Origin of the sequence: Vibrio sp. MED222, assembly GCF_000153005.1 — a bacterium.
Taxonomy (GTDB): domain Bacteria; phylum Pseudomonadota; class Gammaproteobacteria; order Enterobacterales; family Vibrionaceae; genus Vibrio; species Vibrio tasmaniensis_A.
This window is the reverse complement of the sequence record NZ_CH902607.1, coordinates 531962-558891: the sequence shown is the minus strand read 5'-3', so window position 1 is coordinate 558891 and position 26930 is coordinate 531962. Positions and strand designations below refer to the sequence as shown.

The following is a 26930-nucleotide window of genomic DNA, read 5'->3' as shown; positions in this document are numbered from 1 at the left end:
TAACAATAATTTCGTCAAAAATATCCAACTTGGTTTTAGAGTGTTTTGGCGTGAGTCCAATAGGCACTGTGGCTGTCAGGAATTAATGACAGCCATGCAGTTGCACAAGAAAGCTATAGTTGTACAAAAAAGCTATCGTGGCACAGAAAAGTTACATCGGTAGGTTTAAAAACTCATTTTGGTAAAGCTTATTGGCCAAGCTATCGCGAAGTTTAGTTGGAAGGAATTTCATGCGATTGATTTGTCTTACCAACTCTTGTGCAAAGCTAGGTGTTTGTTTCATGTTCATCACACAACCCATAAGATTGATACTCTGCGCATCAAGCAGCTTTTTCGCTTGCTCTAGGTGGTGACTAGAGGTTTCACCATAGGCGACAACCATCAATGTACTATCACAAGCACTCGCGACAGATTGCGCCGGAATGTTGCCTTTGTTTATGTTGAGAAGTGGTGAGGTATCAATGATGACTCTATCGTATTTGTCTAACCATTTGTTCACCACTTTTTGTAACGTTGTCGGATCTTTATAAGCCAATTGCGTTGATGCAATTTGTGGAGCAGGGACACCGATAAACGTACGATGAGACTCGACATGTTCAATTAACTGTCCCTGTTGATTGTCTTCCAACATGTTCAAATCTTTAAAAGCAGGATTGTATAAGTTGAGGTCAACATAAAGCGTAGAATGACCAGCAAGGAGAAAACGCTCGGCTAATGCAGTTGCAATAGAGGTTACCCCGTCACCTGAATGACAGGCAGTCACGCAAATCGATTTCTGTCCGTTAAGTTCAGAAGCTAGATACAGTTGTTCTACTTCTGCTTGGATTGCTGAAATAGTCATTATAAAGCTCCTATTAAGACGATCATTGTTGTTAGACGTAATATGTCTTCTAGACCTACACGAGCTTTTTCCATAAAGCTCTCACGGCGATCTGGGATGTAGATAGTGTCACCAGCGCGCAGTACTGGTAGGTTGTAAATATTGGCTGTTTTGCTGAATTCAACAAGGTCGAAGGTACGAGCTTGGCCTTGGCAACAAGACATATTCACAATGGTAATTTTCTCTACGTAAGCATTGTCGGTAGGGCCTGCCGCTTCTGCCAATATATCTAAAATGGTCATGTTGTCGTTAAACACATAGCGACCTGGGTTGTTAATCGCACCAAGCACACGAACGGTTTCTTCTTTCGGTGTATCTAACCAGTTTTTACCTTTCTCTGGGATATAAATAGTGTCACCTGTGGTTACATTTGGCAGTAACGATTCGTCACCGGTTTCGAAGTACAACGATAAATTGAGTTTGCTTACTTTAGAGTAGGTTTTATCACGGTGAGTCACACGCACGTTGTGTATATCGGCATCCTTAGTAGGCCCGTCAGCTGCAGACAAAATGTCAAGAAAGTGCATGTCTTTGGTGAAGCGGTAACGACCCGGTGCATTCACTTGTCCAAAAATGTAGATCGAAGCATCAGAGCTTTGACGTACCCATTGAGATTTATTGTCTGACGGATCTTGTGGCAAGTCGTGGACACGGACGATAGAGCCTGCACGAATTTGTGGCATCAGATCTCGTGGCGCACCATTTCTGATGAAATCATCAAGATTAAACACAACCAACTTTCTACCCGTCACGACTTCAATTTTCGATGTGTCAGCGCGTAGCGTGGGGCCGCCGACGTGTGCCAATAATCCCATGAAGTTCATTTCATCTGACCATTCTATACGACCAGGTCGATTCACCTCACCAATCACGTTAACTGCTCTGTCTGGTGCAATCTTTAACCAAGATTTCTCGTTCATGTCGGTTTTCTCAGGAACAAAGATCGCGTCACCGGCTTTAATATTCGGTGGGTTAGAGTTAGGCAAGCCTTCAGTGTAAGCCGCTAAATCGAATTTAAGTACTCGACCATCCGCTTTGATTACGCGTATTTGACGCGACTCTGCAAATCGAGTTGGGCCGCCAGCATTGGCAAGGATATCCATGAAGGTAGCGTCTCTCTTTCCTTCAAAAGCGCCAGGGGCAGCGACTTCACCCATAACGTAAACCATGTTTGCGCCGGATTTGATCTCTTCCTCTTGCTTCGGCACAAAAATCGTTGCACCTGGGCGTAAGATTGGAAGTAGGCTTTCGTCACCAGAATCCAAATAACGCTTAAGGTTGAACAGCGTAGGCGTGTTGTTTGAAATTACTCGGATTTGCTCAACACTGGCATAACGAGTAACACCGCCCGAGCGCATTAGTACGTCGACAAGATCGGTGCTCTCTTTATAAGTGAACGACCCCGGTGCATTTACTTCGCCAAATACTTTAATTGAATTGCGAGAGTCAGCACTGTCACCAGAGTTAGCAAGCTTTGCTGCATCGAACTCTTGTTCAATATTGCCTACTAATGGCGATGCTGGAACAAAAAGCGAATCCAGTGATTGCAGATTAGGTAGCGATGATTCGTCACCTGAATCAAGGAAACGTTTGTAGTTAAACTCTTTCTTGTCCGCGCCTCGCTTAAGAATCAATTTGTCCAGTTGTGCTCCTGGACGTAATCCACCGGCTGCGTAAAGCGCCATTTGGATGCTAGAACCCAATGCCAGTGTGTATTCGCCAGGCTGTTCGACATAACCCTGAACGTAAATAATGATTTGTTGTTCTTTGACGTACACCGAAGCGTTCGAAAGATCTTTATAAGCGGTAGCCAGTGATTCTAGAACGACTTTGTTAAGTTGCTCACTGTCATAACCGGCAACAAATACGGCGCCAACTTCAGGAAGGGTAATGCGGCCACGTTTATCCACTTGGAACCCTGTGTTCAACGTACTTTCACCGGGTACGTTAACTTGGATAAGGTCACCGACTTGAACCGCGTCTGAAAACTCTTCGCTCGCATTCACGACACTCGTAAAGCTTAACGATAGGGTGATGATAAAAGCGATCAATAATTTCATAATCCACCTCCCATTTTCTCGGCATTTTTAGGGGAGATAATTTCGATACTCACTCGGCGGTTAGTTAAACGCGTACCGTCTGATTCGCCTTCAAAAAGAGGGACAGTTTCACCAACAGACACGGCTTTAATTCGCTGAGCACCTAAGCCAAAAATAGTTAGGTAACGTTCGACTTGTTTAGCACGTCCAAGTGCTAAGTCATCGTTAAATTTTTCGGTACCCGTAGCATCGGCATGACCCGTAACAACAAGGTCTAGAGATTTATGTTTATTCAGTAGTGTGGTCGCCTCGGCAAGTCTTCCCATGTACTTGGGATTGACTTCGGTAGAGTTTTCCGCGAATTGGTTGTCAACATTAAGCAGGTCATACAACTGTTCGATAACCGACAATTGCATTCTAAATTGGTTTTCATTTTTTGGTGGTTCACAGCGGGCTTGTGAGGTCACATAGTCCAGTTGGACTTCAAGTTCGTTTAAGCGTTTTCTTTGAATGACTAGGTCGTTGGCCGCATCTAGAAGCAGGCCTCCTTGTAGTTCACGAGCGATACGATTTTGCTTCTCTATCGCTTGCACAACAGCAGCGGGGAAGCACCAACGGGCGCCTTCTTGAATCAAGGCATCAAGATGTAATTTGGCCAGTTGCCAATCAAAACGTAATCCGTGTTCAGGACCAAGAGGTTCGTCTGGCATGACAGGAGAAAAGTCGGAATTTTGGTAATTAATAGAGTCATAACTTTCAGCCAAACCGCCGGTGCCTTGTTCAGGGTAGCTAGTACAGCCACCTAGAACCAAAGCAGACAGAGAAAGGGCTATGTAGTTTTTCAGTATTTTCATGCCAACGTCCTATGTTTTTACTTTTTATTATTATGTTTTGTTACTTCTAGCTTAGTGGATCTTCATGAATTTGTAGGATTTTTTGAATTTACTGGGATAGCGTGGCCAATACGTAGCAAGTTCATAATTTCAAGAGGCTGGCCAGTCACATTTTCAAGTCGCATGTTGCGCTCTCGCTCAGTTAGGCGTTTGAACATGTAAACAATTGCGCCAACACCAGATGAATCTAAAAACTCAACTTGGCTAAAATCAACTTCGATTTCAGGGTGGCCATCATTTGAGATTACATCGTCAATATCGGTCTGAGCATCACGGCTACCTGCTGCATCTAAATCACCGAAGATAGAAAGAGTCAGTGTCGTTGTATTTAAATCAATCTTACGTAGTTCCATAGCGATATCTCCTTTTGAGTATGTATGGACAGCTGCACTGAATGTGCCAACTTTTATGTTTATATTTTTCAAAAACTTAACTCGATCGCTAATCTCTATCTCATATTGAGAAAGTCGGTTTCTCAATATGAGAACTAAAAATGGGTGAACATTTGAGACTCATAAGCCATTAATTGCATGAATGAAATTGAAAGTTAAATAAGGTTGGCGTGTGGATCGCATCTTCTAGCAAAGGTTGTCTACCTACGTGTCAGAACGCTTAGGATTAAAGGCGTTTGTTGAGCACTACAGATATCAATACGGAGCAGATGATGAGATTAACTAAATTGGCGATAGCAACTCTATGGGCGTGTTCGCTTTCTTCTCATTCATCCTATTTACCTCCCGACCATTTGGTACTGGCCAATACATACCAACAAGGCATTGATGTTTCTGAATACTGGAAGAGTGAAAAGCTTGATGGGATTCGTGCTCTTTGGGACGGACAACACCTTTATACTCGAAATGGGAATCGCATTTACTCACCGAAGTGGTTTACAAAAAACTTACCGAAGGTACACCTTGAAGGGGAGCTCTGGGCAGGAAGAGGAAAGTTCCACTTAGTCCAATCTACCGTCCTCGATCACACACCTAGTGATGTTGCGTGGCGCCAAATAGACTTGATGCTGTTTGATATGCCAGGGGCGACTGGCGATTATCAAAAGCGCTATTACAACATATTGCATTGGGTAAGTATGATTGGAGAACCTCATGTCAGCTACATCGAACATGTACCTATTCAAAATGAAGAAGCTCTGTTTTATCAATTAGACAATGTCGATGAACGTAATGGCGAAGGTTTGATGCTCAGAAAGATCACCAGTCGTTATCAAGCAGGTCGAAGCAATGACCTGTTAAAACTAAAAAGGCATCACGATGCCGAAGCCACAGTTATTGGCTACAAAGGCGGGACAGGGAAGTATAAAGGGATGATGGGTTCGATTTTGGTTCACACGGAAGAAGGGGTTGAGTTTTATATCGGAAGCGGGTTCAGTGATCAAATGAGACTTGCGCCGCCTGAGATCGGCAGCCGTATTACCTTTCGCTACAATGGCTTTACTCAAAATGGAAAACCCAAGTTTGCGCGCTTCGTTAGAGAAAAGAGTGAGTATTAATACCAATCAGATTGTTCAGTACAATATAGTCATACACACAGTAAACGAAAAAGAGCTCTGAATATCAGAGCTCTTTTTCGTATTCAATATCAGGGATACCGGTTGAGTGAGTTAGAACTCAGCGAGAGCTAAATTCTAACTGCACATCGTCGTCTTGTTTGTGCATCCAGTGCAGACGCATACCTAGCATAATAGCTGCAGACGTTAGACCAACAATGAACCCAACCCAGAAACCGTGCGCGCCCATAGGCTCAACAATCCAATCTTTCATTCCTAAAATGTAGCCAATAGGAAGACCAAGCAACCAGTAAGCAACGAAAGTAATGTTGAAGATCGAACGCATGTCTTTGTATCCACGCAAAGCCCCTGCAGCGATAACTTGGATTGCGTCAGTACATTGATAAACTGCAGCGAACAATAGTAATTGCATTGCAACAGTAATTACCGCCGTATTCTCTGTGTACAGTAACGAAACTTGCTCTCTGAATAGTACCGTCAATGTAGCTGTCATTAGGGCTGTGACTAAACCAACAATGATTCCCACGTGTGTCGCGATTTTCGCTCCTTCAGTGTTGTTTTCACCCAACTTATGACCAACACGAATACTCACGGCGGCACCGATACTCATTGGTATCATAAATATCAGTGACGAGAAGTTAATTGCAACCTGGTGTGCGGCGACAACCAAAGACCCAAGAGGGGCAACCAACAGAGAAACAACAGCGAATAGCGTCACCTCAAAGAAGATAGCAGCGGCAACTGGAAAGCCTAGTTTAAACAAACGAATTTGTGCTTTGAGCTGAGGTTTGTGGAACGTACCGAAGATATTGATTTTAGCCAAACGCTTTGATGTTAAAACGTAAGCGAACAGCAGAGCAAACATCACCCAATATACGATAGCCGTTGCAACTCCACAGCCAACACCACCCAGAGCGGGAGCGCCAAGCTTTCCGTATACGAACATCCAGTTAAGCGGGATGTTTAATAGCAAGCCAATAAAACCAATCACCATTGCAGGCTTAGTTAAAGACATACCATCTGTAAAGCTTCTCAATGTTTGGAACAACAAAAATGCAGGGACAGCAAACATCACCGCATTCATATAACCGATGGTTTTTTCTGCCATGAGTTGTTCTATGTCCATCCACTCCAATATCAGTTGTGTCTGAAAAAGTACGCCAATGATTGGAAGGGAGATGGCAAGCGCTAAAAACGCACCTTGTTGAATCTCAAATGGAATTTTTACTTGTCTACCAGAACCATGTAGTTGTGCAACGACAGGAACCAACGCCATCAACAGACCCACACCAAATAAGATTGATGGTAGCCAGATACTTGCTGCAATCGAAACCGCCGCCATATCGATAGCACTTACACCACCGGCCATTACGGTATCGACAAAACCCATTCCAGTTTGTGCAACAGATGCGATTAATACTGGGGTCGCAAGTTTGATTAGATTCGAGGATTCTTCTTTGTAACGATGCACAAACAACTCCAAATAAGAGGGAAAATTAGAATAATAGTGTAGGAAAGGACATTCTGAAGGAATCAGAGACAATGATCTTAAGCTTCCACTGGACGAATCATAAAGAAATGTCACAATAACTGCTATGAAAAACTGTTATTAGAATGCTAAATAGGAATCTTATGTTTACAGGTATCGTTCAAGGAATGGCAACACTGGTTGCTATAAACAAAAAAGAGTTGTTTCAGACTCATACCATTGAGCTAAGCAACGAAATGGTTGAGGGATTAGCGATTGGTGCCTCAGTAGCTCATAACGGTTGTTGCTTAACGGTAACGGAAATTTCAGGAAACCACATTGCTTTTGATTTGATGCAAGCCACATTGCGATTGACGAACTTAGGCCAACTGACTGTTGGTGATAAAGTGAATGTTGAGCGAGCCGCAAAATTTGGTGATGAAATTGGCGGGCATAGTATGTCTGGCCACATTACGTTGATGGCGAACTTAGTGGATGTGATCAAGACTGAAAACAACCGCACGCTTTGGTTTGAGTTGCCACAAGAATCAATGAAGTATGTATTGAGCAAGGGTTATATTGGCGTTGATGGTTGTTCATTGACGATAGGTGAAGTGGAAGAGAACCGTTTCTCTGTACACTTGATTCCTGAAACGCTAAATCGCACTTTGTTTGGCAGCCGCGAAGTAGGCGACCAAGTAAATATTGAGTTTGATCCTCAAACACAAGCGATTGTTGATACTGTTGAGCGCGTGCTAGCAAACCAGAAGTCGTAGTAGCGGTTCATCAATAACACTTGCCCTAAAAGCGTTGACTAAGTAAAAATCGAAGATGTTAAAAAAGAGCACATTAAGTGCTCTTTTTCTATTTTTGTGTTTTTCTGGGCTAGCTTCAAAATCGAGGTGTAGCTTTAAATCGAGGTGTAGAGCCAACTCGACAAGAGAGTAGGTGTTAGAAAACTTGTTCGTCGTCTGCATCAATCGAGAGATGGATTCTGTCTCTCAATTCATCAACCTGCATGTCCAGATGAATTGCATTGCAACATGCAGGGCAATCGTCGTAAAAATCTTGGCTCCCATTAGAAGCATCCAGCGTTATGCTAATTGCATGACCACAATGGGGGCAAGAAACATGTTTCTCTGTGTATTTATGCATGGCGAATTATCCTCACTGTAACTTGTACTAATCTCAGTAGCTAACTGTGATTGGTGTTAAACGGCCTGTATCTTCTGAATACACGCCTCAGTTTGTGCTAAATACTCGCCGCCAAATTGATTGCAGTGGTTGAGAAGATGGTACAAATTATAAATGTCTTTCCGTTCAGTATAGCCAACGTCGAGTGGATTGACGCTCTGGTAACCTTCATAAAACTCTTTTGAAAACCCTTCAAACAGTTCAGTTAGCGCTAAATCACATTCATGATCGCCCCAATAACAAGCGGGATCGTAACAGATTGGCCCAAAGGCTGAGTTAGCAACATTACCGTTCCAAAGGTCGCCATGAAGCAAAGAAGGGCGAGGGTTGTGGCCTGCAAGACGCATATTCACTACATCAACAATATCATCGATATCGCCGAATTCGATGCCTTTTTCTTTTAACAATTGCAGTTGGAAGCCAATGCGTTGCTCAGAGAAAAAACGCCCCCATTTCTTATGCCAAGGGTTGGGTTGAAGGGTGCTACCAATATAATTGTCTTGGTCACAACCAAACTCTTTCTGTTCACCCCATTGATGCAATTGGGCAAGTTGAACGCCAAAGTCATAGCTATTATTGCTTGTTTCAAGCGGCTTGGTCGGCAAGTAATTAAGGATAATGAACGAGCATTCTTTGGTTTTACCAATCAGTACCAACTCAGGAACATAAACGGTAGAAGTTTCTCTTAACAAGCGTAAGTTCTCAGCTTCAATTTCAAACTTAGGTAAAAATTCTCGCAGGTTCACTTTTACAAAGTAACGTTCGTTACCATCGCTAATCATATAGCAATCGTTAATGTCGCCACCAGAAACCTTGGTACGTTCAGTTATCTGGAAGTTAAATAGAAGAGTATCTGAAAGTTGTTGAGAAATGGCCTGCCACATAGGAAATCCTCAAAGACTGAAGGTTAGAAATACTGTTTGTTTACTAGCAATAGTTTAGGATAAATCTGAGCAATTTATAGACGCACTCGTCAATGTTCTTGGCTCTTATTCAACTAATGTAGAATCAATTGGCTGATTTGTGAACTCGAACTGATTCAAGCCCTTTGAAATCAAAACAGAAATTGAGAATGATATAAGGAAATAGTTTGGAACTAATCTCACGGCATGATGATTTTCATACAATAGAATCGCAGAAATAGGTTGAGATTATTTTTCACTATATTTTAGGTGTGTTTGGTGAAGTTAGGGTGTTTTGATTGAAATTTAAGCTTAAATGCTAGCTCGGATCACTTTAATACAGTTTTTAGTAATAAAGAGATGACAAACAGACTCATATACATAGTATTAGGTAGGTACATATTAATCTGCTCTTGAGCTTAAACGGAGATTTATTGTGGTTGTAGAAACCGATGGCTATTTGGCTTTGATCGAACACTTATCATTTAACCTAGATGTCTTTACTAATAGTAATGGCGATACAGGTAATGAAAGTGTCGAAGACATCATCACTGACATGATATCAACAAACATCATGGCTATTTTCGAGCAAAACCCTGAGTTACATTCAAGCGTTCGTTTTCAACTATTGAAAGAAGCGGATTCAGTGGTGGCTGATTTAGGTGAAGTGTTAGCTGGTGTATGGTCAAAAAAAGCGACTAACGAACAAATTGTATTCTTAGATGAATACATCGCATTAGTGAAGAATCTGTTTGATACTGCGGTCGCTCAATACGACTAATTAGCTTCTAGTACATTTACTAGGCTAAACAGCGATAGGCGTTTAAATAGTACCTTCAAAGCAACTGTGTTATCAGTTAATCTTTTAATCACTATAAACGCCTAAAATGCCAAAACTTAGAGGCCCAATAAGGGTTATCCAATCTCGATATAATGACACCTTTCGATGTCGAAGCATGTAGGAATTGATTGTTTCCTAAATATACACCGACGTGTCGTACCGTCATCGATGTTTTGAAAAACACCAAGTCACCACTTATTGCCTGTCCATACGCTATTTCCTTTCCCTTTTTAACTTGATCTTTTGTGGTTCTCGGTAAGGCTTGCTGGGTCGCAGTTTGCACTGCGATTTGAACGAAAGCAGAGCAATCTACGCCTCTAAATGAAGTCCCACCGAAATGATATGGCACACCTTTCCACTGTTCATACACACTCATATACGCATTGGTCGTTGATTGCTCTAACTTTGACAGAGGCTTGTGTGCGGTTTCACTAAGCTGAGAAGGGGATGGCGTCGAGCTACAAGCAGCCAATATTGCTAAAGTTATTGTAACTACAGCCATTTTTCTGAATTTCATATGTAACTCTTCTGACAAAAAACTGAAATATAAACGTCATCAAGGACTTCTAGTATACGAACTAACTTAAGGATATCTTTTTTCGTAGTCAAACTGGATTTCACATGCCCGACACAAATTTATCAATAAAACCTTCACGTTATACATTCTCGCTCATTCAAACCGTCACCGCTGTATTTATTTCTATTCTTTTGCTCGTCATCTTTTTATCTTTGGTCAGTCTCCGAGGCGTCGATCGGGTCGGGGGCCATTTTGAAGCACTTTCGGAGCAAGCATTACCTCTTGCATTAAACAACGCCGAATTAACACAAAGCGTGTTAGAGCAGGTAAAACTTCTTACTTATAGCACCCAATCAACCGACCTAAATACGCTTAACACAACAGGCAACTCGATCGACGTGTTAGTTGCCGAAAGTAACCAAACGCTAGAAGAACTCCTCTTCATATCCCAATCTTTTCCTGACGCGATTTCCGTTGAACAAAAACAAAACTTAACCGAGAACATGGCGACCTTACAATTGATGACTAGCCAAGTGTTGTCGTCTCAAATTGAAATTCAGAATAAGCAAAACCTCATCGATGGCCAAGTCACTGAGTTTCGCTATGGTGTGAGTTCCATCGGACCTGAAATGAACCGTATCAGTTCTTTCCTTGTACAGAACAACCCAGAGGCTTCCGATGCGGCTAACCGATTCACAGCGAGTGCTTCTGCAATGGCGAACACCTTCCTAATGTTGATGATGCAATCAGACTTAGAAAAAGCGCAAGACGAATACAGAGAGCTTCGAAATCGAATTGCAGGCATTAACCTCGCGTATGATGACTTTTCTGAATGGCATCCAGACATCGTAGAGTTCGCAAGCTTAACAGCGCCTTATGAGATGGTTAAATCTGGCTTTGCAGATCACGGTGTATTAAGACAAATCCTGCAAAAGCTAGAACTTGTTGAGCAACAAGAAGCCGACTTAGCAAAAGTCATCTATCTGGCTAACACCGTGATAGGGACCTTAAATCAACTATCGAACACCGCATCCATTTTAATTGATGAAAGCGAGTTTGTGGTCAATCAGACAATTGCGACGATAGACAAAGTACTATTTATTAGCGGATTAGTGATAACGGCCATCATTTCTATTTCATGGTTCGTATTGCGTCACTGGGTGAACAAAGGACTCAGGAACATTACTCAACAAATGAGCTTACTCGCGGAACACGATTTTTCAAAACAGAGTCAATTAGTTGGCCCATTGGAATTGCAAGTTATCGCATCAAAACTTAATTCTGTTGTCGATTCAACCGCTGATTCGGTGCGCTTGGTAACACGAAACTGTGAAACGCTTTATCAAACAGCGGAAGTCAGTCACGATGCCGCAGAGCAAACTAACTCAAGCTTACACGAGCAAAATGAATCACTTCAGAACATGATTACCACCATTACAGAGCTTGAAGCATCTATTGGTGAAATTGCACGTATTTCTAACGCCTCAAATGATGACGCCCAGCTTGCTGAAAATGAGTCAGTGACAGGGAGTCAAGTTGTTGGACTTAACCAGCAGCGACTGCATGCACTAGAACACTCTTTAAGCATGAATGAAGAATCGATGGCCGACTTAGACGGACGTGTTAAACAGATTCGCGAAATGGTCGACATGATCAGCGGCATTGCTGACAACACTAACTTACTCGCATTGAATGCAGCAATAGAAGCAGCTCGAGCAGGAGATCAAGGCCGAGGCTTTGCAGTGGTCGCCGATGAAGTAAGAAAACTAGCCAGCGATACTTCCCAGCAAACCACTAATATTCGAAATATGATGAATGAATTGGTGGCAGCCGCTGATCGCTCACGGGCGTCTGTAACAGAGTCGAGAAGCGAAATGGCGAATGCACTGGAAACCAGTGGCGATGTAAAGCAGGCCTTCGAGAAAATCGAATTCGCGGTTAGCCAGATTAAAGGACGTGTTGAACAAATCATGGTGGCGACTGAGCAACAGGCACGCGCAACGGTGGATGTGACACATTCGATCACTCGTGTTTCTGAACAAGGCGAGAATACTAAGTTACAGCTTGAATCCATGATCGAGAGTTCAGAGCAAGTCGGAGAGATAGCAGGACACCAACAAGCTATGCTTCATAAGTACGTACTGAAATAAACAAGCGTCCTCAAATAAACGAGCTTGCTGAGTTAAGCCTGGCAGCATAATAGTTGAAGCACTAGCTACGCTTAAATTCCGATTGATACAGAAACGCCCTTAAGTTTTCATAAGAATCTAAGGGCGTTTTGCTTTGGTATTAAGCTTGGTTTGTTATGGAGACGGGTTTGTTATAGAGACAGGTTTGTTATTAAGATAGGTTTGATCTCAATATAAACTGAGACTCAACTGAATTCGAACCTAGTCTTTCGTTGTCGGGAATCGTGCAAATGGCTGACGTAGCATTAAGTCTAACCGTTGCTCTTTACCATCTTGAATCTCTGGAACGCCAATCTGAACGTTATCATGGCCAAGCTTAGGTTGAGCGCGATAGGTTTTGAACCAAATGTCCCACACCGATAAGAAAAAACCAAAGTTTGAGTGCGTTTCCTTAACAATGACCGAGTGATGAACTCGGTGCATGTCTGGTGTCACAATCACTTTTCTCAATCGCTTATCAATCCACAGTGGCAGATGCGCATTGCTGTGGTTAAACATCGCGCTGGCGTTAAGAACAATTTCAAAGATGACAACAGCGATGACAGGTACACCAAGCGCGATCACTAAACTCACTTTAATCAGCATTGAAAGAATCATCTCAATTGGATGAAAACGAGTTCCGGTTGTGACATCAATATCTAGATCTGCATGATGAACTCGGTGCAACTTCCATAGCCATGAAACACGGTGAAACACCAAGTGCTGCAGGTAAATAGCGCAATCTAACAGTAAAACACAGATGAGGATGCTGAGTTCTTTAGGAAGTGACAGGGTATTGAACAGACCCCATTGGCTTTCTTGTGCGATAACCGCCGCTTGAAATGCTGCGATTGGAATTAGAGTGGCTAATAGAAAACTGTTTAAAGCAACCAACGCAAAGTTGTTTCCCCAACGAAACCATTTACTCTGAGTCAGCGTTTTACGTGGAAAGCGGTACTCCCAAAGCGCACATGATCCAAAAACGACAATAAAACAAACAAGGCGAAGCAGGGATGGGTCTTGCATGGGAATTCCTTCTATCATTCTAGGGTCACTGTAAGTACAATCGTGCCACTTTTCTAGATCTATCGTTATTGTCCATGAGAATCCACGCTTTTCACCGTTTATATCAACACCGTTTATCCATTGCTACTAAGCCGTTTAATGCGCGCGGGTGTAAAGTAGTGCGATGTGAGTTCTGTAAAATCAAACAAGACAGCTGTATCTGTGAACATCAACCAGACGTAAATACGAACGTCGCGACCATGTTGATCTTGTCAGATAACGAAATATTGAAACCAAGTAATACAGGTCGATTGATTCTCGATACAGTAAAAGACAGTTACGCTTACCTATGGCATCGCACAGAGCCCAATCAGGAAATGTTGGATGTCTTAAAAGATGACAACTATCAACCTGTCGTAGTGTTCCCCGAAGACTATACAGATGACAAATCGCGCGTGGTTCAAAACCTGCCACAAATGCGTGACCCAAACAAAACACTATTGCTGATCTTTATTGATGGCAGTTGGCGTGAAGCGCGACGTATCTTCCGTCGTTCAGAGTATCTGCAAGACTTACCTGTGTTGTCGATTGAACCAGAATCGGTTTCCCAATATATGATGCGTAAGTCAGACAACGAACAACATCTCTCGACTGCAGAAGTGGCGAGCTTGGTTTTGAAACAGGCTGGTGAAGAGCAGGGTGCCAAGACTTTACAGCTATGGTTTGAGACATTTCGGGAAAGTTACATGTTAAGTAAGACACGTTATAAGTCCGATCCGACCAAACCAAGTCTGAACGCTTTCATAGAGCACACCAAAAGTGAGACGTCACTCTAACCTTTAACCGCTTTGTGCTGACTTGTTGTTCAAACAGACTCGATCACGAGATAAGTTTGTTATCTATCACGGTTTGTAGGGGGAGTGTTATGGATAATGCTCCTTAGTTGTTTAATTTAAAAATTTTATTTGCCCTAATTTAGGGAAAAATTGGAGAGATTTCATGTATTACGGCTTCGATGTTGGCGGCACAAAAATAGAGTTTGGTGCATTCAATGAGAAACTTGAGCGAGTAGCAACAGAACGTGTTCCAACACCAACAGACGATTATCAATTACTGCTTGATACGATTGCTGGTTTAGTTAAAAAATACGACAACGAATTCTCTTGCGAAGGCAAAATTGGCCTTGGTCTTCCTGGCATGGAAAACGCAGACGACGGCACTATGCTGGTTGTTAACGTACCGGCTTCAACAGGTAAGCCACTACGTAAAGACTTAGAAGCGCTTATTGGTCGTAGTGTAAAAATCGAGAATGATGCGAACTGTTTTGCGCTTTCAGAAGCATGGGATGATGAACTTAAAGATGAACCATCAGTTGCTGGCCTAATTCTAGGTACTGGCTTCGGTGGCGGTTTAGTTTACGAAGGCAAAGTGTTCTCTGGTCGTAACCACGTTGCTGGTGAACTGGGCCATATGCGTCTCCCTATTGATGCTTGGTTCCACCTCGGCGACAACGCACCGTTATTAGGTTGTGGTTGTGGTAAAAAAGGTTGTTTAGACAGCTACTTATCAGGTCGTGGCTTCGAATTGATTTATGAGCACTACTTCGGTGAGAAGAAGAAAGCGATTGAAATCATCCAAGCATACAACGAAGGTGAAGCAAAAGCGGCTGAGCACGTAGATCGCTTCATGGAGCTATTGGCTATCTGTTTTGCGAACTTGTTTACGGGTCTTGACCCACATGTTGTTGCACTGGGTGGTGGTCTTTCAAACTTCGAACTTATCTACGAAGAAATGCCAAAGCGCATCCCTAAATACCTACTGTCTGTAGCGAAGTGTCCTAAGATCATCAAAGCGAAACACGGTGATTCAGGCGGTGTTCGTGGCGCTGCATTCCTTAATATTAAGTAATCGCAACTTAACGTTAAGCTAGCTAAGGTTAGATAGTTAAAAAGAACAAATAAAAATGCCGCAATCTCGAAAGAGGTTGCGGCATTTTTTATTGTTCAGTGTTTTCGTTTCTTCAGCTCTTAGCTCTAATTACAAACGAAAAGCTAGAAGCTACATATCAAGAAAAAGAGCCAGAGGGCTTACTTCTTCTTTTTACCAACACCAAGGTTGTCTTTTTGCTTCAATGTAAGCTTAGTAAAACCAAGCTTACGGAAATAGTTGTCTTGGTAGTTACGAACCGCTTTAGTATCAGAAATGAACTCAAGCTGCTGCTCAGTTTTTAGATACTCAGTGATGTCGATACCTTCAGCTGCTGCAACAGCTTCTTGGATCGTGCGGTGTTCTTGTTTCGAAAACAATAACTCTTTGTCTTCATCTTTATAAGTGTACAGAATGGTACGAGCCATGGTGCTCTCCAATATAATTATTACTTTGCGCGCACTCTACATAAAAACAGTACGCCACTCAAGATAATGATAGGAAATTACCACTTATTAGCCTCATGAATGGAATGTGTAATAAGCATTTTGTGGTATACTATTCGTTATTTTTTAATCTGGCTGACTTAAACGGAACTTATGAGCAATACGCTTTACCCAAAGATCATGGGAATTATAACGCGAATCCAGAACTACCCTGGAATCAAAGGATTAAAAGAAGTCGAAGACAGAATAACGAGTCTATGCGAAGCTAATAATCAACCGATCCCGGATTCAATCGCGCGTTTCCTTAAAGGTTTCACAAGCTATCGCCACGATAACCTTTCTGACGCTGCTGAGCATTATAAAGCCTGCCTAAACGTCATTGCTCCTGAAGAAATTCAACTATATGTATTTGTCATCGGGTTACTTGCGTCTACCCATAACATTCGTGGTGATTATCAATCAGCGTATGCTTGTTACTCAGAGACACTAGAAAACTTACACCTAGTTGATGACAATTTTAAGTCACTTATATTCTGTAATCTAAGTGACTTGCACTTAAGCTTAGAAAAATACGAACAAGCGAAGCAATATGCTCGTAAAGCCATTATTTCATCTCAAAATGCGAATCGCCTGTTAGATTGTGCTGTCAGCCATTTAAACCTAGCCTATAGCTGTGCACATACAAATGAGTTTGAGCAAGCGGTTAGCGCCATTATGGAAGCGAAAAGAATAGGCACCTCGCTTTCTAGTCACAGGACGATAGCTCTTTGTCATAGTTACCTAGGGCAAACCATGCTCTTGTGGGGAGGCTTCGATGATAGTGATGTATTAGATGCATTTTATCAGGCAGAAGAGCACTTCAAAAAATCGAGAGATGAGCATAATCGAAAAGAAAATTTGGTTTACTGGTTTCAATTCTTAGAAGGCATTGGAGAGCGAGAACAAGCAAAAGTAGGGTGCGCTTTTCTCGAACAGAATTTTGATCTAAAGAGTAGTTACCGTTCTTATGCTATCTATGCCCAAACTAAGGCGAAGCTCTTTCGAGATGAAGAGGATTGGTCTGGTTTAGCGGCACTTCAAACTCAGCATGTGGATCTTTTAGAAAAACACATGAGAAGTTATGAGCGCGAACAGAGCGAACGTATTCTAGAAGGGGTAGGTACCATTCAGAGTAAGAAGAAAAATGACGTTCTGACTCAAATGCAAAAATATATGGGTGCGCTCACTGATATTGGTCAATTCATAGCAACCGCTGCAGATTTAGAAAGCGTACTGCCTGAGATACTCCATAAGATAAATATGATTCTACCAACATCTGAGTTTGGGATTGCTATGTATGACGATAAATCAGACATACTCGACTACCGCTATTTTGTTGATACTCAAGGATTAATACCGAACCTAAAAGTAGTTTGCCAAGAGAACCAAACCATTGGTACGTATGTGATTCGCAAGCGAGCTACCGTTCATTTTAATAGCGCGACAGATGCGGCTCTAGAACCCTATATCGGTAAAACCACACAAGACGATAATTTCGTTACGTTTCGTGGCGAGCTTGATACTAACTCAATGATTCTAACGCCAATCATTCTTAATGAAAAATTAATCGGCTTTCTGTCAGTTCAGCATCATCTACCAAACCAATATCAGGAACACCACTGTCAGCTTATAGAACATTTAGCTAGCTTTATTGCCGTGTCGCTAGAAAATCAAAAGCAACGACAGCGTTTAGAAAGTGCGAATCAAACACTCGAAATCTTGAGTACTACTGACCCACTAACAGGTCTAGCTAATAGATATCAATTAGATAACATCACGCCAGTCTTAATACATAACGCTTACTACCAAAAACAATCTCTAGCGGTCCTTATGATCGATGTTGACGAGTATAAAGCTTATAACGATTTTCATGGGCATTTAGAGGGCGACGAAGCGCTTCGTATTATCAGTCGCTTACTTAAAAAAACATTCACAACCAAGAATGACTACCTTTTCAGATATGGCGGTGATGAGTTCATGGCGATTTGCTTCGGACAGAGTAGTAGTGATATTGAAAATAAGGTTGTCACTCTGCGAAAGATGTTAAATGAAGTCAAATTAGCAAACCCTAAAGCTCTCTATGCGGAACAATTAACACTCTCTATTGGTGGGGTTAACGTCGACTTAGCCAGTGACAATGTGGATCGAAACTTTAAAATGATTTGTGATATTGCAGACAAACAGCTCTATCAAATCAAAGAAAATGGCCGTAACAACTATAATTTGGTCGATTGCAGATTACTTAAAGTCGAGCTTGTTTAGTTCAACTCTGTATACAACCCCCCATAAAAAGAAAGCCCCTGATATCCAATATCAGGGGCTTCATCTATTTAGAGTATGTATTACTCTGAATTCGCTAGCTTAAAGCTAACAATCTTGTTTATTTACACACGACCTTGCAAAGGAATGATCGTCACCGTTTCACCGGCTTTTACAGTGTCTACCGCTGGTGAAATCTCGATTAGACAGTTTGCTTCGCTCATTGAACGTAGAATACCTGAACCTTGCTTACCGGTTGTTTTTACTTCAAGCACGCCTGATTCGTTCATTGAGAACACGCCACGGCTGAACTCAGTACGACCTTGACGAGAACGTAATTGCTCAGTCGCTATCGCGTTCGCTTTCACTGGTGTCCAGTTAGTTTGACCTTGTAGCTTGCGGATTGCAGGTTCTACAAAGTTAATGAACGACACCATCACGGCTACTGGGTTGCCAGGTAAACCGAAGAAAGGTTTGTCTTCAATTTTGCCGTAAGCAAGAGGGCGACCTGGACGCATGTTGATACGCCAGAAGTTAATCTCACCCAACTTATCTAACGCGAGTTTGATGTAGTCAGCATCACCAACAGACACGCCACCAGAAGTCAGAACCATATCGGTCTCTAACGACGCAGCATGAAGTACATCCATCATCTTTTGTTCGTCATCTTCGATAATGCCGTAATCAACGATGTCGCAACCTAGCTTTTGAAGCATGCCGATGATAGTGAAACGGTTCGAGTCGTAGATAGAGTTTGGCTTTTGCTCAACGCCCGGTGCCTGAACTTCATCACCCGTTGAGAACACACCCACCTTCACTTTACGCAGAACAGGGCAGGTACCGAAACCTAACGACGCCATCATACCCATTTCTGGTGCTTCGATGCGTGTGCCACGTGTAAAGACAGGTTGGCCAATTTCTAAATCTTCACCGGCCATACGGACATTTTGTCCAACGGAGATTTTCGCATCTGGGAAGCTAACTTTATCGCCATCTTGCACTGCTTGCTCACGCATCACAACAACATCAACGCCATCTGGCATTGGTGCACCCGTCATGATCTTAACAGCTTCACCTTGTTGAACGGTTTTGTCGTAGCTGTGACCAGCCATAACTTCAGCAACAATGTTGTAGCTATCCAATTCAAGATCTTCACTACGAATCGCGTAGCCATCCATTGCAGAATTAGTATTCTGTGGGACGTTGATTGGCGAGATCACATCTTCAGCCAACACACGACCGTAGCCTTGCAGTAATTCAACACTCTCTGTGAGATCAAGCGCGTCAATGCTATCAACAATCTTTTGTTGGCCCTGAGTTACGGTTAAACCTGCTGGAGAGAACGAATCACAACACACCGCGGGCGCTGCGTCTTTTGAAGATGAGCATGACGCTGCTTTGCCTTTTGTAGAGGAAAGGTCAAAGGACTGCGCGTAATCGATGATGAAATCACGAATCGCTTCTAAGTCGTTGATCGACATTTGAGGTAAGTCAGATTCAACGTGGCTATCAGCAGCAATAGCAATGATGTTGTCATCGTTTTGGTACAACCAAGGTTTACCCACTTCATCACGGTGAAGCTCGATTTTAGGGAAAGCAATGTTCTTACAGCCTTCAACCAAAATCAGATCAAGTGTGTTGGTATCAAAACGAGTCAACAGGTAATCAAAATCGGCTTCTGCTTCTGGAGTCTCAGTCATCATCACATGACGGTTACGCGAAGCTATCAGCATTTGATTTGCGCCCGCTTTGCGTAAACGGTAGCTGTCTTTGCCCGGCTTATCGACATCAAAATCGTGGTGAGCATGTTTTAGCACACCAACTTTTAAACCCGACTCTGTCAATAAAGGAAGCAGAGCTTCTAATACGGTTGTTTTGCCTGTGCCACTGTAAGCAGCAAACCCCAATAGAGGAAGGTTAGGGCGTTGTTTAGAATCTTTCATTATTGAAGCGTTCCGAATTGGGTGAGTTCTTCTGGCGTGTTTAGATTCACAAAGCAGTTAGGAGAATCGCTAAAATCGACATATTCCGTGACACACTCTTTGTACAGCAAGATAATTTTACGATCACCACGTTCCAAAAACGCTTCCAGCTTTGGCAGAACACGTTTGTGGAATAGGGTGAATACTGGTTGCTTAAATTCGCCATCATGCGCGACAAGAATGTCGCTGTCTTCTTTTACTGCTGCACAAAAACGTTCAACAAGGTCATCACTAATCTGTGGGCTGTCGCAAGGGACAAAGCCGACCCAATCTGTGCTCGCGTTTTTAAGGCCAGCATGAATGCCGCCCAATGGGCCTGGATAGTCAGGGAAAGAATCGGAAACAACCGGTGCAAATGCTTGGTAACTGTCTAAGTTACGGTTGGCATTGATGGTAATGCTGACATCTTGTTGTGACAGCTTGTTAATAACGTATTGAATAAGCGGAGAACCGTTGAGCTCAACGAGTCCTTTATCTTTTCCGCCCATACGGCTGGCTTGTCCGCCAGCCAAAATAACCCAACTAGTTTGCGTTGGAAGCAGCATAAATATTCTCTTGTGCTTTGTTCTTTTTAATAACTTGCAGAAGCGGCGATTCGGTCAAAGTATTGTCTTTAATCCACCATTGCTTCTTACATAAGTCGGTTAACGCGTTAGTTTGGTGGCTAGTGATGACTAAACTCGCGCCTCTCTGAAGAAGATCTTCGGCCATAATCACCAATCTTTCAATAGATTCTTTGTCTAAAGAAGCACTTGGTTCATCCATAAGCAAGATTGAAGGCTTAAGAATCCAAGCACGGGCCATTGCCACGCGTTGGCGCTCACCACCAGACAACACAGAAATGTGCTCATCTGCCAAGGTTTCTAAACCTACCATTCTTAATGCATTAATTATTTGAGCTCGCTTATCTTTTTGACTCTCTTTATTAAAGCGAATGCCATAAGCGACATTTTGGTACACCGAGCCATCAAAAAGGTAAGGAGTTTGGTGGAGATAGATGATGTCTTTAAATTTTAACCGAGGAAACAGGCTATGTTGCCAGCTTTGTGTCGGAGACTGAATACGGCCAGAGCTCGGCTTGATCAATCCTGATAAGATTTTAAGTAGGGTCGTTTTGCCAACGCCATTGTCCCCTTTGAGATAAATGGCATCGTTGGGGCCGATCGACAATTCGGGGATGTGGAACAAAACACGCTCTTTGTAGCGCATTGAAATTTGCTGCGTTGTTATTTTTATACTCATGACAGCGTTCCTAAGTTCTTAAATAGCCTTTTCCTCTCACACTGGAAAGGAAAAAGTTAAGGGCTAATGCCAATGCTAATAACACCATACCGAGGGCGACGCCTTGAGCGAATGCGCCTTTGTGGCTTTCCATGGCGATAGCTGTTGGGATGTTTCTTGTCATCCCCATAATGTTGCCACCGACCATCATTGAACAACCAACCTCAGTGACGATACGAGAGAAGGCAGCGATAGTTGCAGCTAAAAGAGGGAAGCGCGTTTCCCAAATTAACGTACACGCCACACGAGTCGTTGATACGCCAAGCGTGCGCGCCGTTTCAACCGCTCGGCGGTCACTGGCCTGCAGAGCGCCATGCATCATCGCAACTAGGATAGGGAAACAGATCAGCATCTGACCTAGAATCATCGCCTTTTGCGTGAACAGTAATTGCCAGTCACCTAAAGGACCAGAACGAGAGAGCATCATGTACATCAACAAGCCAATTACCACGGTCGGTATCGCTTGTAAGGTGTTGATCACCGAAAGCAGCGCCCATTTACCGGGGAATTCGGTGTAAGCCAGTAAGAAAGCCATAAGGATTGCAGGAACAATCACTAATGAGATGGCGGACAAAGATACGCTGAAGGATACCGCGACGATTTGCCACAATTCGTGGTCAAAACTCACCAGTAGATTCATTGCATCAATCGTTGTTTGCCATAGGGTCATGAAGTATCTCGTTTGAATCGATAATAGGCTTTTATCGGTAGTGTCTGATGTTAATCATAGCTGACACAAACTATTTGAGCCTGTATTGGTCAGCGATTGTTTCTAAGCTTGAATGCCTTTAAAGCAAGGCGTTTTTTAAACGTGATTATTTAGGTAGTCTCGTTGACTGTTTAGTTAAGCGTAGCGCTAGTTGGTTAGGGTTAAACCTTCAACGCTACGCTTTACTCACAACCCACGACTCATTTCTTACAACAAGCTATTCTGCGCTTGCAACCAACTATTCTGCGTTTGCAACAAACAGTTGTTTGCCGTGCAGTTTAAAGTCGTTGATCAGTTTCTGGCCTTTAGGGTTAACCAACCAATCACTGAATACTTTCGCTGCTTGGTAATTGATGCTTGGGTAGCGTTCTGGGTTAACAAGAATCACTTGGTAAGGGTTAAATAGGTTCTTGTCGCCTTGGAACAACACTTTAAGGTCAAGTTTGTTTTGGTAAGCCAACCAAGTACCACGGTCTGTCATGGTGTAGCCTTGCATTTCAGACGCCATGTTCAGAGTAGGACCCATTCCTTGACCAACGCTGCGATAGCCGCCAAAGTTTGGCTCCATCTTAGTTTGTGCCCAAATACCCATCTCTTTCTTATGAGTACCAGAGTCGTCCCCACGAGAAACAAACGTCACGTTGTTGTTCGCGATTGCTTTGAACACATCAGCTACTGCTTTTTGAGATTCAATCTTCGCAGGGTCGCTTTGTGGGCCAACGATAACAAAATCGTTGTACATCAGCTTACGAGGTAAAACGCCGTAACCTTTTTCAACGAAGTTCGCTTCAGCTTTTGGTGCGTGAGTCATTACCAAATCAACATCACCGTTTTCACCCATGCGAAGTGATTTACCCGTACCCGCAGCGAGAACATCAACCTTAATACCAGAATCCTTTTCGAACTCAGGCAATAAGTAGTCCAGTAAGCCTGAGTGGTAGGTACTTGTGGTTGTCGCCAATTTGATATGAGTGGTGTCTTCCGCGCTGCTAGCCGTGTAACTGACGATAGATAGAGCTGCAATAGTTAGGGGAATTGCTTTCATTATTATTATGTCCATTCTGTTATAAATGAATGACATGCCTCTATTTTTAAAGGGCTCAAAGAAGGGCATGTGCATAAGACGCTAATTGTTGTAATTAGGAATCTACACCTAATAAGCAAGCTTAATGCCAATAAATAGTGCATCAAATTTCATTAAATTGCTGTTATATCGAACAAAACTGCGTCATTTAGGCTAACAAAATGCATTAAAATATGAGCTAGGACAAAATGTCGCACATTGTCCCTGTCGCACAAAAGGTTAATTGGTACACTCTGTCCCAACTTTCCCCATCGGCTAATCATTATGTCTTTACCTAGTTCACCTGCATCGAACCTCAACCCAAACACATTGACTCAATATCAAGCGTTTTCCGTCTTGGTCGTGGACGATGAAGTCGGGATGCAGGCTATTCTAAAGAAGGCCCTGGGTAAGTTCTTTGGCAAGGTATCGAGTGCAGGGTCTGTTGAAGAAGCTGAAATACTGCGTTCGAGCGAACATTTTGATCTCATTGTTCTTGATATCAACCTGCCAGGACGCTCTGGCATTGAGTGGGAAGAGGCTTTTAACGACAACGACAAACGTGCCGATGTTATTTTCATGACTGGCTATGCTGATCTAGAGATGACCATATCCGCGCTTAAGCTTGGCGCTTCAGACTTCATTCTTAAACCTTTCAACTTAGAACAAATGATACAAGCTGTACTACGTTGTATGGATAAGCGCCTTGACCAAAGAATGCAATACGCATTGAAGCGTGATGTTAGCCGTCATATCAAGACCGAGTTAATCGGTAACTCAGATAAAACCAAACAGCTTAAATTGCTGATCAGTCAATTTGCACCCTCTCGAGCATCCGTTCTTATAGAAGGCGAGTCAGGTACAGGTAAAGAGCTAGTTGCACGTGGTGTACATGAAGCCAGTAAACGTACAGGGCCATTTGTGCCAATCAACTGTGGCGCAATCGCCCCAGAACTTCTTGAAAGTGAACTATTCGGGCATACCTCTGGCGCATTTACCGGCGCGAAGAAAAACCGTGAAGGTCTATTCAGAGTCGCAAGTGGTGGCACCTTGTTCCTCGACGAAATTGGTGAAATGCCACTACCAATGCAAGCAGCGCTGTTGCGTGTGTTAGAGCAACGCACTATTCGTCCAGTCGGTAGCGAGAAAGAAATTGCCGTTGACGTACGAGTAGTGGCGGCGACTAACCGAAACCTTCAACAAGAGGTCGAAAAAGGGCACTTCCGTCGCGATCTATTCTACCGACTCAATGTCCTTAAAATTGATGTTGTGCCATTGAGAGAGCGTCCATCCGATCTAATAGAGCTTGTTCCGTATTTCACTCGTCTTTTAGCAAGTGAACTTAGTGTACCGGTTCCAAACTGGGCGCATGAGGACATCTTGGCGATGAATGAATACGAATGGCCGGGAAATATTCGCGAACTCAAGAACCTAGTCGAAAGGTGCATTCTTTTAGACAAGCCACCAGCGCACTATTGGCGCGAAATTAATGGCGATCCTGCGCCCACCAGCATTTCAGTGACGGTGTCACATGGAGCGGAAATACCAAACTTGAATAACGTAGACGCTGCAGAAGGTTACCCCAACACTTGGACACTCAAAGAAGTAGAGAAATCTCATATCGAGCAACTGGTGAGTTTTCATGATGGTAATAAATCCGCAGCTGCAAGAGACCTCGGCGTTGCACGGAAAACGCTAGAGCGTAAATATAAAGATTGGAACACAGAAGGCTCTGAATATGCCGATTAGACGTCATTGGTGGTCAAAGTGGACGTTCCGGTTCAAAACCATGGTGCGTTATCGTCTGTTATTTTTGACGTCAGCGCCGATCATTTTAACTTTATGCGCTTTGGTTGCGATCACTTTGTATTGGTCTGTTCACTATACGTGGCAGGGGGCTTTGATCGATGTTGATGAGCGTTTGGATGTTGCCGACAACAGTATCCATCTAATTCAAAATCAACAGGCCTATAACGTTCAAGCATTCGCTGAGTCTTATAACTTTCGAATCAAACTTACGAGTGATATTTCAAAGGAAGAGCTCACTCGTTGGGTTTCTGAAAACAAATCTCGCTATGAGCTCGACTTTTTGCGTTGGAGAAGTGTTGAGAGCATGGGGAAAAAGCGTGAATACCTCGATCTGACACGCAAAGAATCGTTCTTTAGTGTATTGAGCCAAAATGAACTCAACGAGTTAGACCAAAACCTTGCAAGGCAAGCCGAAGTCCCAATGCTCAATAGTCAAAATGTTGAAACTCGGGGTTTAGTTAGCCGTACCGTTGTGTCGATTCGTGACAAGAATGATCACGTGATTGGTTTTCTTGATGGCGGGATCCTCCTTAATAACAGCACACAGTTAGTTGATCAGATCAGCAACTTGATCTATCCACAACGTGATGGTTTTAATCGCCGCATTGGTACGGTTACCGTATTCCTTGATGATCTGCGTGTCAGCACTAATGTGCCATTAAGCAGTGAAGACAGTGCAGGGCGCGCAATTGGTACTCGCGTTTCTCATGAGGTTCATTCAAAAGTCTTGAATCAAGGGCAAAAGTGGTTAGACCGAGCATATGTTTACGACGCTTGGTACATCACCGCTTACCAACCAATCCACGACCAGTTTGATAACGTTATTGGCATGCTTTATACCGGCTATCTAATCTGGCCACTCGTAGAGACGTATCTGACTAACCTTGGTGAAATCAGCATCACCATCATATTACTGCTGTTAGCTTCAGGTTTGATCGTACACCGTGGTGCACGCGATCTTTTCAACCCAATTGAACGCATCCATAAAGTTGTAAAGCTAGTCCAAATGGGGCAAGACAAGCGAATCGGTACGTTGGGTTTGGATGATCAACATGAACTTACGTTGCTTGCGAAACAGTTCGACAAAATGTTAGATCTGCTCCACGAGCGTAATCAAGAGATTCAACAAGCGGCGTCTGAACTCGAATGTAAGGTTCATTCTCGTACCGCCAGTTTGAAAGAGAAAACGGAAGAACTCGAACTGCACATCCAGCTTCTTAACCAAGCTAGAGATAAGCTGGTGGTCAACGAAAAATTAGCCGCGTTAGGTGAGTTAACCGCAGGTATTGCCCATGAAATCAATAATCCGACAGCAGTAATTCTAGGCAACGTTGAGCTAATGAAGTTTGAACTAGGTGACGAAGTGGCTCGTGTAGACGAAGAAGTCCACGCGATCATGGAGCAGATCGACCGAATCCGAAACATCACGCGAAGCTTACTTCAATACAGCCGACACGGTGGTGTACAAGACGAAATCACTTGGCAACATATCAATCCAATTGTCGATGAAAGTATTACGCTCGTAAAAACAGGCGCAAAAAAGAAAGGCATTGTGTATGTCTCGCAATTGAATGCTAAAACCTCAGTCGAAGTGAACCGAAACCAATTGCTGCAAATTCTAGTTAACCTGCAAATGAACGCGATTCACGCGATGGACGGACAGGGCACATTGACTATCTCGAGTGAAGATTGGGTTGAAAATGGAGTATCTCATGGGGCTATTGTTCATGTTGAAGATGAGGGCTGTGGTATTAAGGAAGAACAACTGAAACGTATTTTCTCTCCTTTCTATACCACCAAAAGAGACGGTACAGGCTTAGGTTTGTCCGTTTCTCAAAGTATTTTGAGCCAAACGGGCGGCGAAATACGAGTTGAATCCGAAGTAGGTAAAGGAAGTCGCTTTAGTATCTATCTTCAGCAAAAAGCCACACCGCAGTTATTAGTGTCTAACCTTTAGTCGTTCATAACGCGAATAGAAAAACAC

At 43.0% G+C, this 26930-nt stretch carries 24 protein-coding genes; 9 read left to right on the top strand and 15 right to left on the bottom strand.

Annotated elements, in window-relative coordinates; all coding sequences use genetic code 11:
• Window positions 1-151: 151 nt before the first annotated feature.
• From MED222_RS12475 to MED222_RS12490, 4 genes are all read right to left on the bottom strand, one after another.
• Entirely contained in the window at window positions 152-841 is a 690-nt protein-coding gene (locus MED222_RS12475) for a tyrosine-protein kinase family protein (protein WP_009846759.1), read from the bottom strand.
• Complete coding sequence (locus MED222_RS12480; RefSeq protein ID WP_009846758.1) at window positions 841-2940, bottom strand: SLBB domain-containing protein; 2100 nt, start codon at window positions 2938-2940, stop codon at window positions 841-843. The genes MED222_RS12475 and MED222_RS12480 overlap by 1 nt, the downstream gene beginning before the upstream one ends.
• Window positions 2937-3773, bottom strand: coding sequence for an OmpA family protein (locus tag MED222_RS12485; protein ID WP_009846757.1), 837 nt, complete (start codon window positions 3771-3773; stop codon window positions 2937-2939). Before MED222_RS12485 ends, MED222_RS12480 begins: the two co-directional genes overlap by 4 nt.
• Before the next feature lie 62 nt (window positions 3774-3835).
• Window positions 3836-4165, bottom strand: a complete 330-nt coding sequence (locus tag MED222_RS12490; protein WP_004733793.1) for an STAS domain-containing protein — start codon at window positions 4163-4165, stop codon at window positions 3836-3838.
• A 311-nt stretch (window positions 4166-4476) separates the two neighbouring features.
• Here MED222_RS12490 and MED222_RS12495 point away from each other — a divergent pair, with 311 nt between their 5' ends.
• Window positions 4477-5319 (top strand): DNA ligase, encoded by an 843-nt coding sequence (locus MED222_RS12495; protein ID WP_009846756.1) that lies wholly within the window; start codon window positions 4477-4479, stop codon window positions 5317-5319.
• A gap of 118 nt (window positions 5320-5437) precedes the next feature.
• Here the strand turns inward: MED222_RS12495 and MED222_RS12500 are convergent, their stop codons facing one another.
• Entirely contained in the window at window positions 5438-6808 is a 1371-nt protein-coding gene (locus MED222_RS12500; RefSeq protein WP_009846755.1) for an MATE family efflux transporter, read from the bottom strand.
• A 161-nt stretch (window positions 6809-6969) separates the two neighbouring features.
• Here MED222_RS12500 and MED222_RS12505 point away from each other — a divergent pair, with 161 nt between their 5' ends.
• Window positions 6970-7581 carry a riboflavin synthase gene (locus tag MED222_RS12505; protein ID WP_009846754.1) on the top strand — a complete coding sequence of 204 codons (612 nt, stop codon included), beginning with the start codon at window positions 6970-6972 and terminating at the stop codon, window positions 7579-7581.
• A gap of 175 nt (window positions 7582-7756) precedes the next feature.
• Here the strand turns inward: MED222_RS12505 and MED222_RS21910 are convergent, their stop codons facing one another.
• Window positions 7757-7960: a CPXCG motif-containing cysteine-rich protein gene (locus tag MED222_RS21910; RefSeq protein WP_012603956.1), complete on the bottom strand. Its 204-nt coding sequence runs from the start codon at window positions 7958-7960 to the stop codon at window positions 7757-7759.
• Window positions 7961-8016: 56 nt separating this feature from the next.
• Entirely contained in the window at window positions 8017-8883 is an 867-nt protein-coding gene (locus tag MED222_RS12510) for a fructosamine kinase family protein (protein ID WP_009846753.1), read from the bottom strand.
• A gap of 454 nt (window positions 8884-9337) precedes the next feature.
• Between MED222_RS12510 and MED222_RS12515 the strand changes: the two genes are divergently transcribed.
• On the top strand, window positions 9338-9682 hold the full coding sequence (locus MED222_RS12515; RefSeq protein WP_009846752.1) for a DUF3802 family protein: 345 nt from the start codon (window positions 9338-9340) through the stop codon (window positions 9680-9682).
• Between the two features lie 91 nt (window positions 9683-9773).
• Here the strand turns inward: MED222_RS12515 and MED222_RS12520 are convergent, their stop codons facing one another.
• The gene (locus MED222_RS12520) at window positions 9774-10259 is read right to left on the bottom strand and encodes a C40 family peptidase (protein WP_009846751.1); all 486 of its coding nucleotides are present in this window, start codon (window positions 10257-10259) and stop codon (window positions 9774-9776) included.
• A gap of 104 nt (window positions 10260-10363) precedes the next feature.
• On the opposite strand from MED222_RS12520, the gene MED222_RS12525 reads away from it, so the two are divergent.
• Entirely contained in the window at window positions 10364-12409 is a 2046-nt protein-coding gene (locus tag MED222_RS12525; protein WP_009846750.1) for a methyl-accepting chemotaxis protein, read from the top strand.
• 240 nt (window positions 12410-12649) lie between these two features.
• On the opposite strand, the gene MED222_RS12530 is transcribed toward MED222_RS12525, so the two are convergent.
• The gene (locus tag MED222_RS12530) at window positions 12650-13453 is read right to left on the bottom strand and encodes a sterol desaturase family protein (protein ID WP_009846749.1); all 804 of its coding nucleotides are present in this window, start codon (window positions 13451-13453) and stop codon (window positions 12650-12652) included.
• Window positions 13454-13521: 68 nt separating this feature from the next.
• Here MED222_RS12530 and MED222_RS12535 point away from each other — a divergent pair, with 68 nt between their 5' ends.
• A complete protein-coding gene (locus tag MED222_RS12535) occupies window positions 13522-14268 on the top strand; it encodes a tRNA-uridine aminocarboxypropyltransferase (protein WP_083784059.1) in 747 nt (248 codons plus the stop codon).
• A 163-nt stretch (window positions 14269-14431) separates the two neighbouring features.
• Entirely contained in the window at window positions 14432-15340 is a 909-nt protein-coding gene (gene nagK, locus MED222_RS12540) for an N-acetylglucosamine kinase (RefSeq protein ID WP_009846747.1), read from the top strand.
• Between the two features lie 179 nt (window positions 15341-15519).
• On the opposite strand, the gene MED222_RS12545 is transcribed toward nagK, so the two are convergent.
• Window positions 15520-15786 (bottom strand): DUF2960 family protein, encoded by a 267-nt coding sequence (locus MED222_RS12545; protein WP_004733780.1) that lies wholly within the window; start codon window positions 15784-15786, stop codon window positions 15520-15522.
• 171 nt (window positions 15787-15957) lie between these two features.
• Between MED222_RS12545 and MED222_RS12550 the strand changes: the two genes are divergently transcribed.
• On the top strand, window positions 15958-18105 hold the full coding sequence (locus MED222_RS12550) for a GGDEF domain-containing protein (RefSeq protein ID WP_009846746.1): 2148 nt from the start codon (window positions 15958-15960) through the stop codon (window positions 18103-18105).
• Between the two features lie 122 nt (window positions 18106-18227).
• Here MED222_RS12550 and MED222_RS12555 read toward each other — a convergent pair whose 3' ends face one another.
• The 5 genes from MED222_RS12555 to MED222_RS12575 all read right to left on the bottom strand — a co-directional run bounded on the left by MED222_RS12555 (window position 18228) and on the right by MED222_RS12575 (window position 23119).
• Window positions 18228-20045 carry a bifunctional molybdopterin-guanine dinucleotide biosynthesis adaptor protein MobB/molybdopterin molybdotransferase MoeA gene (locus MED222_RS12555; RefSeq protein ID WP_009846745.1) on the bottom strand — a complete coding sequence of 606 codons (1818 nt, stop codon included), beginning with the start codon at window positions 20043-20045 and terminating at the stop codon, window positions 18228-18230.
• The gene (mobA, locus tag MED222_RS12560) at window positions 20045-20629 is read right to left on the bottom strand and encodes a molybdenum cofactor guanylyltransferase MobA (protein ID WP_009846744.1); all 585 of its coding nucleotides are present in this window, start codon (window positions 20627-20629) and stop codon (window positions 20045-20047) included. Before mobA ends, MED222_RS12555 begins: the two co-directional genes overlap by 1 nt.
• Window positions 20607-21326, bottom strand: a complete 720-nt coding sequence (locus tag MED222_RS12565; protein WP_009846743.1) for an energy-coupling factor ABC transporter ATP-binding protein — start codon at window positions 21324-21326, stop codon at window positions 20607-20609. Before MED222_RS12565 ends, mobA begins: the two co-directional genes overlap by 23 nt.
• Before the next feature lie 10 nt (window positions 21327-21336).
• The gene (locus MED222_RS12570) at window positions 21337-22035 is read right to left on the bottom strand and encodes an ABC transporter permease (RefSeq protein ID WP_009846742.1); all 699 of its coding nucleotides are present in this window, start codon (window positions 22033-22035) and stop codon (window positions 21337-21339) included.
• Window positions 22036-22312: 277 nt separating this feature from the next.
• Window positions 22313-23119, bottom strand: a complete 807-nt coding sequence (locus MED222_RS12575; RefSeq protein ID WP_009846741.1) for a substrate-binding domain-containing protein — start codon at window positions 23117-23119, stop codon at window positions 22313-22315.
• 303 nt (window positions 23120-23422) lie between these two features.
• Here MED222_RS12575 and MED222_RS12580 point away from each other — a divergent pair, with 303 nt between their 5' ends.
• Window positions 23423-24886, top strand: coding sequence for a sigma-54-dependent transcriptional regulator (locus tag MED222_RS12580; protein ID WP_009846740.1), 1464 nt, complete (start codon window positions 23423-23425; stop codon window positions 24884-24886).
• Complete coding sequence (locus tag MED222_RS12585; protein WP_032555202.1) at window positions 24876-26903, top strand: sensor histidine kinase; 2028 nt, start codon at window positions 24876-24878, stop codon at window positions 26901-26903. Before MED222_RS12580 ends, MED222_RS12585 begins: the two co-directional genes overlap by 11 nt.
• Window positions 26904-26930 lie beyond the last annotated feature (27 nt).